The following is a 10,604-nucleotide window of genomic DNA, read 5'->3' as shown; positions in this document are numbered from 1 at the left end:
TATAACGCTTTAGAAGATGCCAGAAACGAATCCAAAACATTGGGACAAGTAGCAGGACTAAACGAATTGGGGACACATGCTTTTGAGACTTCTAAATCTCTTTTTAATGTAGATACCAAAGGTTATTCCACTACCAGAGTAAAAGATAAAAGTGAGATAGATACCATTGTTAAAAACAAACAAGCAAGCGCCGCTGCAACAGCAAGTGTGCTTAAGGGCACCAGTACCAAACAAGGATTAACCATAGGTTCTGTAATCAAGGTAACTGCTGCCCAAAAAGGGATTGGAGCTTTTGATATCAAAAACTATGGGGAGTATATCATTACCAAAATCACACACAATGCTACAGGATCTAGTGAGTACACCAATAGTTTTGAGGCGATATCTTCGGGCATCCAAATACTACCAGAACCAGAAGTAGATTTTCCAGAAGCACATCCGCAAATAGCAACGGTAGTATCTAACCAAGATCCAAAACAAAAAGGACGGGTACAAGTGCAGTTTCAATGGCAAATCGCAGAGATGAAAACCTCATGGATACGAGTAATGACCCCCGATGCGGGTAGCAGTAGCCATCATTCACAAAACAGAGGACATGTATTTATCCCAGAGGTGGGCGATCAGGTAATGGTAGGATTTCGATACAACGACCCTAACCGCCCCTTTGTAATGGGTAGCCTTTTTAACGGATCTACTGGCGCAGGAGGACAAGACCAAAACAACTATAAAAGTATCATTACCCGTAGTGGGCACACCATAGAGTTTAATGATACCGATAATAGCGAGAGTATTACCATAAAAGATAAGAAAGGGAATCATGTAATTATAGATACCAAAGAGGAAACAATTACCGTTAATGCTCTTAAGGATATTAATATAAAAGCTGGGAAAAACATAAATATAGAAGCAGGAGAAAATATTTATGTTATCGCTGGTAAAAATCTGGAAGAATCCATAGGAGAAAACAAAACCTCTGGAGTAGCAAAGCATACAACGATCACTTCGGGAGCAGATTATAAACTAATGGCATCTAATATCTATGAAATGGCAGATGGAGATTATGAAGGAAATGCCGAAACGATATCAAAAAATGCAGAAAAAGAAATGAACTTAAGTGCCATAGAAAATGTAACAAAGCATGCCACAGGAAAATTACACAGTAATAGCAACGAAAACAGTAATCTATCCTAATAATGGGCGGAAAAATAGTTAAAATAGCAAAAGGTAATTATACCGAAAAAGCCAGAAATATTAATTATTACAGTGGTGGGGATATCAATACCATTGCAGGTAAACGAATTAATGAAAAGGCTGGCGAAGGTATCTTTTTTGGGGATGCAGAAGAAGCACCACAAAGTAACCTGTCAAGAACGCTTCCCATTACCATAGAGTGCTATATAGAGTTTAGACCAAAACCAGATTGGCGAGGCGAGTTTGGTTTTGATTGGTTTCGTAATGGGGATTATAAGAATAGTGCTGGGTTATTTAATAACCTCGATTATAAAGATATAATTTCTAAACAGTATACAGATAGCAGGCATAGGACATTAGAAACTGATCCTAATAAATTTAAAGGCTATTTTAAAAAGAATATTGCTTTATACAATAGTTTAAAAAACAAATTTAAACCTACAAAAATCAAATGGAAGCACAAAAAAGATAGTAGCGGAAACACTTTGAATGATGCTTCGGGAAATCCTGTTATGGATGAGTTTCTGGCTTCGTATCTTACTATCTTTAAAAAAGAAACCGATCCAGATGTATCGGTAACCATACAAGCCTATATACACGTAAAAACAGAACCAGAGGAATTAAAAATAAAGCTGGAAGAATCTCAAAAAGAATTTTTTTCGGTTACCCCAGTAGACTTAACCAAAACAGTTACTAATAGCACTCCTACCAAACAAGATATAACCATTACTTGTAAAAAAACATGTAGTACCGATCAGGTTATAAATATTGTAGCAGTCTCCAAAGGAGTAAGCCCTCATTTTTGCGGAGATCCAGAACATGAGGCAGAGAATCAAATTACTAAAGAAGAAATTGTGGGTAAGCTTATTGTAAAAGCAAACGATAAACCTCACCGAAAAACCAAAAAAATTGTTTTTGTAGAAATGAAAACTAACATTACTTCTTCAGGACCAAATAAAGGTAATGCTAATATTAGTACAGATATCAAAAAATATCTTAGACAAGCTCTAATTGATGTAGATAAAAATAGTGCTACAGAAACTCTGGATCTTATCTCTTCTTCTTTTTTTAATAGTAGGTTTGTAAAGAATGGTGAAATAGAGGGAAAAGGAAGCCTTATGGGATCATTAGAATATCTGTTTAAAGATATGTTAAAAAAACGAACCCCATCCGAAGAGCATAAATACGATGATTTTTTTAAGGTATTTATTTTTGATGAAAAAGGATATCATCCTGATCCCAATACTAGTAAAGCAGGATTTGCTTTTCCAGGAGAAAATTATACCATATTATTTAGAGATGCCAATGCACAAACTGGAGCACATGAGATTTTACATGCCCTTAATTTGGCGCATACCTTTACCAATAGTGAGGCAGATAGTAATGCAAAATGGACATTTACCTACAAATCCATCAATAATATATTAAGCTATTCACATCATAAAGCAATAACCAACTCTGCTTATAAAACAGCACGTTTTAGCCTGCAACACTGGCAATGGGCAATAGCCAACGCAGCAGCAGACCCTGAATAAAAATGTAAATCATGAAAAAACTACTGATACTACTAATTATAACTAGCTGTAAGATGCAACAAATGCCTATACAACAACATCAATTTTATATACCGACTATTAAGGATACGCATGAAAAATTTGACATAGACAGGTTTCAAAAGAACGTAAAAAATGAGAGAACTATTATTGAGGAAAATAACACAATAATAGAACAAATTTATTTTGGAGGTTTATTATCTCATAAAGAAATTATTTATTATAAAAATTCTCCATTTAGAATAATAAAATTGTTTTATAACAATGGTAATATTCAAAGAAAATCTGTTTTTTTTAATTATGGGAATAAGGGTATAGAAAAAGGCATTTGGTACGAATATGACAAGGAAGGAAAACTTATAAAAGAAACTAATTATGATGAAGGTTATGCTTTTACTTGGGATGATGTGCTTAATTATTGTGTATCTAATAATATACCTATAACGTTAGGCTACCAAACCACTAGTACATACGATACCAGTATAGAACGTATGCATTCTAAAGAATTTAAAAGAAATGTATGGAAAATAACATACCCAGACCCAACAGGTGTTGGTACAGGTAAAGGATTTCCTTTAGAAGTTAAGATTTTAGATGGTAATACAGGTAAAGTACTAGATACTCAAAAAGGCGGTGTGCTAGAACCTCGCGAAAATTAGTATGAAATATTTAATATTGTTATATGTTGTATTAGCTAGTTGTAAATCTTCGCAAGTATTTAATGAAGTTAATAATCCAATTTCTAATAATGTATTTGTTCATTATATGGGAAGCATGTGCGAGGATATTCAATATACAGGAAGCAATCCACGAAAAGGGAAAAGAATACTATCCCGCTATTCGCCAACACAGGTTTATCTAATACTTAAATTTGATAATGAAAAGGTGACAGCTATTGAACGATCTGTTACAAATTATGGGATTTCAGATACCGAAATAAACCTGTCATCTAATTGGGAACTTAATAATACTGAAATAAAAATAAACTTTAAACCCGAATATGATTTTGAGTTGAATATTTCACTATTTGGGTGGTTACAATTTAAATATATAAATGAAGAGATTATCGGTTTTGGTGAAAATTGGATAAGTAAGGATGTCGTTTATACTTTTATTAATGCATCAAAATTAGATAAAAAAACACGTAGAAACCTTAAATTAAGAAACTTGTAATATTAAATGAAAGAACAACGCAATACACTTTCTTATGGAGTTCCATTAGAGGTCAATTTCGAAAATGTTCCAGATTATGATTTAGATGATTATTCTGGAGAGCGTACCAGATCGTACGGTGTAGTTACTAGGTTTACAACTCAAAAGTACACTCAAGAAATCCAATATGAGGTTACTGTATCCTACTTAAAGAAGGATTATGTAAAAAATTACTGGACTGTACAACTTCAAAAAAGTAAGGTCTATATCAATCAAGCCAATACAGATCGTGTAATAGATAAGATTAATGAAGAATTTATGTTGCAAGTATTATACCCTGTAGAACTGGCAATAAGTAATACTGGTAGACTATTAGGTGTTTTAAATTTTGAAGGAATCACACAACGGTTTCAAAAATTTATAACCCTAAAAAGAAAAGAGTATACAGGCATATATGCAACACGTTTTTTTACCCTCTTGGAGCAAAAAATGAACTCAGCCCATACCTTACAATCCAGTATGGAAAAAGATTGGTTCTGGGCTACATTTTTTACCCCTGTTTATTTCCCAAAAGGTTATTTTGGAAATAAAAAAACAGACAATTTATTTCCTGCATTTAATTCTTTTGAAAACTGTATGTTGTATAACGGGCAGATCAATGTATCCAAAACCTATGTTCGTGAGAATACCATCTTGATTAACCACAAAGCTACCAACGAGAATAAAAATGCAGATATAAGTATAGAGTACGAACTTAATGCAACCAGTTTTTTAATCAACGAAATACGTAGCAAAGCACAGTTAAAAAATATTGAGCATGAGGTCATAAAAACTATTGAAACAACCATAATACACCTTAGAGAAAAGGATAGAAATGTACCCAAAAAGAAAAAGAAACGAATTTCTTTTTGGAGTTAATTCTCCCTCTTACGATACCGAAATAATACTAATCTACAAACATCATATCTATGAGTAAAGAAGGAAAACTAGTATGCTATGGCGCAGAGTGTGAATGTCAATTTGGTAATGCACCAGACAAATTAATTGTAGAAACACAAAGCAAACGATATATAAATGATCCAGATGGTGCAGAAAAACTAGTAGCCACCAATAAAGAGATAGGACAACCTTTTGAAAAAAAGACCTTTGGGCAGTGTAAAATGCAACCCACACCAAGTGGTTACAAGCCTTGTCAACCCAATATTACAGAGTGGCAGGATTTTTATGATAAAGTTACCCTATCTGATAATGATGGAAATCCTTTATTAGATGTAAGCAAAGCTATTTGTGCAATTGCTGGCGCGCCTTGTGTATCGATTACATTTCATGGACAAACAGGAAAACCAGTAGCACAAAATTTTGAACAAGAAGAACAAGAAAAAGATACTGCCAGCCAAATGAACCCATTGGTAAACCCAAATGAAGCTATACAACCTATGGCACAATCTCAAATAAAAGCGATCACTCTATAAAACCAACACTATGCCATCTGGAATTGCTAAAATAGCCCCAAGAGATAATAATCTTCAAGCCGACGATAATTTGGTAATTATACCTGCTAACGAAAGTTTAAGTTTTGGTGTTTCTCTTTATAGTGCTACCAAAGACATCAAAAAAGTAACAAAAGAAATAAAATGGATATGGGTAGAGGCAGAATATCTGGATCAACTACGAGAGATACCAAAAGAAGTAAAATTTGAACATTGGGGAAAGTGGTCGGGAGAAAACAAAATCCTACTTCGCATATATGGCATAGGAATCGATTATGCCAAATCCTCAGCCATTAACATAAGTAATGTTTCTAAACAAAAACATCTTGTAGGTAAAAAATACTGGTTGGAAGCCTTTGTTTATTATCCTGAATTTAAACATCCGGTAGGCAAGTATTTTGTGGTAAAAGGAACTCCCTGTATTTTAAACGCTTATTTTGAAGGGATAGCTATTGGTAATGATTATAATCTGATTAAGTCCAAATATGGCAAAACGGTAAATCTTCTTTTAGATACCCATTTATTGCCTGACGTATCGGTAAACTATCATAATTATGTTGTATTTGAAGTAGATATCTATAATCATGAAAAAAACAAAAAAGTTACCAAAGACCCTATCAGGAGTGTTGTGGATTTTGCAAAAGAAACCAAAGACTTTAACTCTAAAATAAAGATTGCTATCATTATAGAAGATACATGGCGAAGTGATGCTGGGCATAATAATTCAGACGAGGTAAGAAATTATTATGCGGTAATCAAAGCCACTCACTATTTTAATAAAGATGCTGTTTATGAAGGTAAAGAAAAAAGTGTTGGAACTTCTAATATAGCTATAGGAGCAGCTTTTAGACAGCTATCTCCTAACGGAGAAATAGTAGCATATACGATAACAAAAGAAGATTGGGAGAAAGAAAACTGGATGGAACTTATTCGTTCTTCATCCAATGTAAAAGCATCTGCAGCTAAATATGAAAGTACCGAAATCACATTTAAAACCATCGATAGTAAAGGAGAACAACTACCTGTGTATATAGAAGTACCCTATACAACACAATCAGAAGCTATAGAAACTCGTAATATTAAAGCAGGTAAAATGCTTGCAGAGGTAAAAGACAAAAAATATACCTGTAAGAAATACGATCCTTGCAAGTTTACAGGCATAGAAGTACTGGTAGGAAAAAACAAGCCCACAGTTATTTTTAACGAAGAAGAGTTAAGCGATCAAGAAATAACGGATAACACTACCAAAGTTTTTAGTTTTGTTGCTGGAGATAGTAAAAAGGAAACCGTAAAAATTACTCTAAAAGACCTGAGCATAACCGATTATGGTAATGAGAGTGGCGAGATAAAATGTATTGCTCCAGAACCACATACCATCAAAAACCTTATCGATGCTACCAAAGTATCCCCACAGTGGTTGGTAGAAAAAGGTACAGTATCTGATGAAAAGTATAGTACCTATGAGATAAAAGATAACACCATACTCTTAAAAATGGGGTATATGTATAATACAAAAGTAGCAGAACGATCAAAAGTAAACAATGCTCTATTAGATAAGTTATGGCTATTTAACTATTTTTTACTTTCCAAAAAAGATGCTCAAAATTATACAATACCTGTCGGAACATGTAGATATACAAGTCAACGAATATTACTACAGGTATACCCTGATATTACTTGGGGAATCTCTTTTTCTATAGGAAAAATAGATTCTAAGTATAAAGAAGACTGGCGCAGTGATCTTACAGATGCTCGTAAAAAAGCAATCAAAGAAACCAAAGCTTTTAATGAGCAAGCAATACCTGATTTTTCAAAAAAGAAAGAAAAAGCTATCAGAAAATTAAACCTAAAATTAGGAATTAATGTTTCATATAACGATACCAAAGTAGATTTTGCACCTGATTTTGGAAAAAAAATACATGATATAGTATATGCTTTTGCCAAAGCAAAGGAGTTGATAGATAGTATGACAGGAAATCAATATGATGAAAAGACAAAAAAGTTAAAATATCAGGAACGGGTACAAACACTTGCAAAAAAAAGAGGAAGTAAGTGGTTGTCTAAATTATCTAAATTGCCAATCTCAATCCAAGTATATGAACCTGCATTATCCTTTGGAGGTACATGGGGATTTAACCCAAATGAAGCAGATAAAACAAATGTTCTACCAAGCTATAATATTTTTTTTAAAGCCTCTCCCTTATTAAAAGCTTCGGGAAAATTGGATTTGATAACCTGTGCAGGGTTTATCCCTGTAGCAGGTCAAGTCATAAAAGTAGCAGATATTATTCTTGATGCAGCGGGTGCAGAAGTTAGCTTTTTTATAGAAATGGTAGGTAGCATCGATTTTGGAGTAGCTTTTTCTATGCAAGTAGCACAGCAAACGCAATTAAGTAAAGGAAATATCGGATTTGATGGAGCTTTAAAACTACGAGTCGAAGCAAGCTTAACATTAGGCGGTGGTCTTGTAGGGTTTTTGTTTATGGGCGGTGATATAAGCGGTAATAGTACTACAAAATACAAAGTGTCTGCCGAGACAGGGTTTACAGGGGCGTTAAAAACAGGTGCAGATAATGCTGGCTTATATATAGATGCTTCTATTAAATTTGCAGGATTATCTGCGGTAGCTAAAAAAGAACAGAAAAGTAATTTTGGAGGAGTAGGTAAAACAAAAAAATTGGGCCCCTATACTGTAGTAGGGCAACATACTCTATTAGGAAATAAATACTATTTTAATTTACAGCAAAATGACAAAGCTTAGTACAATCATCATATCCTTGTTTTTAACACTAGGATGCAAAGAATCTAAAACAACAAACACAGCAATGCAAAATTTATCTAGTAATAGCACCATAAACCAGACTAAAGAAAAATCAGGTTATTTTTTACAAATCAATAACCAGAATTGTCATTATGAAATTAGGGTAAATGATTTATTAGTAACTAAATATATAGATTCATATCCTGCGTATAGTGTACGTCATATGTTGAATGGATGGATCTTAAAAAGAGGTAAACAAAAATTATCGATACGGGTAACTCCCTTACAAGGGGATATATTGAGCAAAAATGCAGATATCACTATTCGTTTGCTACGGTATCCAGATATGTTGGATAAAGAAAATGATTTTGGGGGGAGTACTATGATTATGGAATGGGAGATGCCACAGATTGAAGAAGATTTACCATATTTTCAGTTGGATACCATTTTTAATGCAGAAGTACCCTATGAGATCAATGATTTGGATAATGCGGTGGATTTATCAAAAATAGATATAGAAACACTAACAGAAGAAGTGGTAAAAGAATTTAAAAGAATGTTAGATTTAATGATGGATGATTATGATCAATTTAATATCCTACATTCACAAATTTTTAATAAATTAATTGTTTCTAGGTATCATACTATAGATTGGATCAATGATATATTAGCTGATAATAAGCAAGCTATAAATGAGGAAAAAACTAACATACAACCTATCGAAAATTACACTCTACAGTTGTATGGTAATGGTAGGATTGCTACTTTAGAACGTATTCATGATGGGGGTAATATTATCTGGGCAAAAGACCCAGAAACAGGCAATGAATCTTTATCTCTACCCTTATTTATATATAAAGATAAACGGGATAACAAATGGTATTTGTGGTAATGAGCCCTATAGTCTTATATTATATACCTTTTGGCATATTTATTTTAACAATACTCTTTCTGTTCTATAAAGGTGGTCGAAAAATTAAAAATAACTATGGTTTGTTGTTTTTTATATTAGGTCTATTATTGACATTTGGAGGTATTTATCTATTGTCTTCAAGTATTTATTATGTTGTTTTTGGAAATAAAACATGGGGAGAAATAATAAATTATGAAATGTCTTATACTACAAATGAAGACAATAGTCAAAATACATTATTTAGCCCTATATTTTCTTATTTAGATCAAGATAACATAGAACATTCCTTTAAGAGTAAAATTCAATTTGAGAGTACTGAGGATATATCTTTAGGAACAAAGAAAAAAATCTATTATCTCGAAGGGGTTAAAAATTCTGGGTTTTATAATAGTTTTTCGCATTGGTTTGGTTCTTTACTTGCAATACTAATAGGAGGTATTACCCTTTACATTTTATATGTTTTTACTCCTACACAAGTTGAAAAAGATTTGAAAGCTAAAAAGATAAATACAAAAAACCGCAGTTTCTTATAACTTTGGTACTAATAAATTTGATTGGCAAGGAAGCGTTGAAGGTACTTTTGGTGGGAAATTGGAAATTGTCATGGGCATCAGGTTTCTTTGCATCAGTTCTGTGAATCTATTATAAGAAACTGTTTTGGGAAATTCTTCTTTCATATGTGCCTGAACATAATAAATATAGAAGTGTTTAAAGGCCCTAAAACCTCCTAGATGAAATAATACGGTAATAGTAATAATTTCACTCTCTGACTGACATCGTTGGTGGTCGTTTTGCAGGGTTGCCTAGTAGTGATTTATCAACTATTTGGTCATACTCCTTACAAAATTCATCAATAACACAAAAAACTTCTGAAATATTAATCGAACTCAGGTTATTAGGGTTCATAATGGGATTAGGATGTGTTTCTATTATTTTTTCCATGCATCTCTTACCTCTTTGCAAGAGTTTATCATTTTGGCAGTAGCACTTAAGAAATATCTGGATACGAATAGTACTCCAAAAATAGTACCTGATATTAAAACGGTATTGGCAATAATTTTCACTATTGGTTTTTCAGAAAAGTAATCTTTTTGAGTAACTTTTTTAAGGGTATCTATATTATCTGTAATTATTCTGGTACTAGGATATTTGTTTTTTGTCTCTTTTTTTTCTTTCCATAATAGTTAATGATTTTATAGGCAATAATACCACCTAGTCCTACACTTAGAGCAAGTAGTATCTTTTTAAGTTTTTGATTTTCAAAAAGCAGTTGATCTCTATTTTGGGTTATTACATCCAGTTCTAAAGGAATATCCTTAATGATATCCAGCTTATAACAATCTATAATGTTTTGGTTTTTCATAGTGTGATAGAATTGGTTTTTAAGCAATTGTAAATTATGCTTTTGAGATTAGGAGTTGGTCATCTTTTGTGTGCAGTAATATATATTCATAGACACAGCTCCATAGCTTTCCGTTTCTTTCAATTTTATGGGTAGTAACTCCAAAATGAAAACCAGCACCCAAAAGGAAGTCACGAGATTT

Annotated in this window: 11 protein-coding genes and 1 pseudogene; 9 read left to right on the top strand and 3 right to left on the bottom strand. The window is 32.8% G+C overall.

Going from position 1 to position 10,604, the window contains the following annotated elements; genetic code table 11:
* From H527_RS24240 to H527_RS0117885, 9 genes are all read left to right on the top strand, one after another.
* Positions 1 to 1,191: phage baseplate assembly protein V (locus tag H527_RS24240; RefSeq protein ID WP_248601262.1), on the top strand; the 1,191-nt coding region annotated here is incomplete at its 5' end.
* A gap of 2 nt (positions 1,192 to 1,193) precedes the next feature.
* A complete protein-coding gene (locus H527_RS0117920; RefSeq protein ID WP_027413952.1) occupies positions 1,194 to 2,726 on the top strand; it encodes a zinc metalloprotease in 1,533 nt (510 codons plus the stop codon).
* An 11-nt stretch (positions 2,727 to 2,737) separates the two neighbouring features.
* Positions 2,738 to 3,403, top strand: a complete 666-nt coding sequence (locus H527_RS23295; RefSeq protein WP_155837942.1) for a toxin-antitoxin system YwqK family antitoxin — start codon at positions 2,738 to 2,740, stop codon at positions 3,401 to 3,403.
* Position 3,404: 1 nt separating this feature from the next.
* Positions 3,405 to 3,917 carry a hypothetical protein gene (locus H527_RS0117910; RefSeq protein ID WP_027413950.1) on the top strand — a complete coding sequence of 171 codons (513 nt, stop codon included), beginning with the start codon at positions 3,405 to 3,407 and terminating at the stop codon, positions 3,915 to 3,917.
* A 6-nt stretch (positions 3,918 to 3,923) separates the two neighbouring features.
* Entirely contained in the window at positions 3,924 to 4,814 is an 891-nt protein-coding gene (locus H527_RS0117905) for a hypothetical protein (RefSeq protein ID WP_027413949.1), read from the top strand.
* 50 nt (positions 4,815 to 4,864) lie between these two features.
* On the top strand, positions 4,865 to 5,368 hold the full coding sequence (locus H527_RS22570) for a PAAR-like protein (protein ID WP_051316863.1): 504 nt from the start codon (positions 4,865 to 4,867) through the stop codon (positions 5,366 to 5,368).
* A gap of 10 nt (positions 5,369 to 5,378) precedes the next feature.
* Entirely contained in the window at positions 5,379 to 8,147 is a 2,769-nt protein-coding gene (locus tag H527_RS0117895; RefSeq protein ID WP_027413948.1) for a hypothetical protein, read from the top strand.
* Positions 8,134 to 9,039: a hypothetical protein gene (locus H527_RS0117890; RefSeq protein ID WP_027413947.1), complete on the top strand. Its 906-nt coding sequence runs from the start codon at positions 8,134 to 8,136 to the stop codon at positions 9,037 to 9,039. Before H527_RS0117895 ends, H527_RS0117890 begins: the two co-directional genes overlap by 14 nt.
* A 104-nt stretch (positions 9,040 to 9,143) precedes the next feature.
* On the top strand, positions 9,144 to 9,593 hold the full coding sequence (locus H527_RS0117885) for a hypothetical protein (RefSeq protein WP_162143830.1): 450 nt from the start codon (positions 9,144 to 9,146) through the stop codon (positions 9,591 to 9,593).
* A 63-nt stretch (positions 9,594 to 9,656) separates the two neighbouring features.
* Here the strand turns inward: H527_RS0117885 and H527_RS24840 are convergent.
* The 3 genes and pseudogenes from H527_RS24840 to H527_RS0117865 all read right to left on the bottom strand — a co-directional run.
* Positions 9,657 to 9,966 (bottom strand): annotated as a pseudogene (locus H527_RS24840) (IS982 family transposase); the annotation flags it as partial.
* A gap of 23 nt (positions 9,967 to 9,989) precedes the next feature.
* Positions 9,990 to 10,124 carry a hypothetical protein gene (locus H527_RS24720; protein ID WP_282706431.1) on the bottom strand — a complete coding sequence of 45 codons (135 nt, stop codon included), beginning with the start codon at positions 10,122 to 10,124 and terminating at the stop codon, positions 9,990 to 9,992.
* A 65-nt stretch (positions 10,125 to 10,189) separates the two neighbouring features.
* Positions 10,190 to 10,423, bottom strand: coding sequence for a hypothetical protein (locus H527_RS0117865; RefSeq protein WP_027413944.1), 234 nt, complete (start codon positions 10,421 to 10,423; stop codon positions 10,190 to 10,192).
* Positions 10,424 to 10,604: the final 181 nt, after the last annotated feature.

The organism is Aquimarina muelleri DSM 19832, assembly GCF_000430665.1.
GTDB lineage: Bacteria > Bacteroidota > Bacteroidia > Flavobacteriales > Flavobacteriaceae > Aquimarina > Aquimarina muelleri.
Note: the sequence above shows the minus strand (reverse complement) of the source record. Positions and strands in the feature narration are given on the sequence as shown.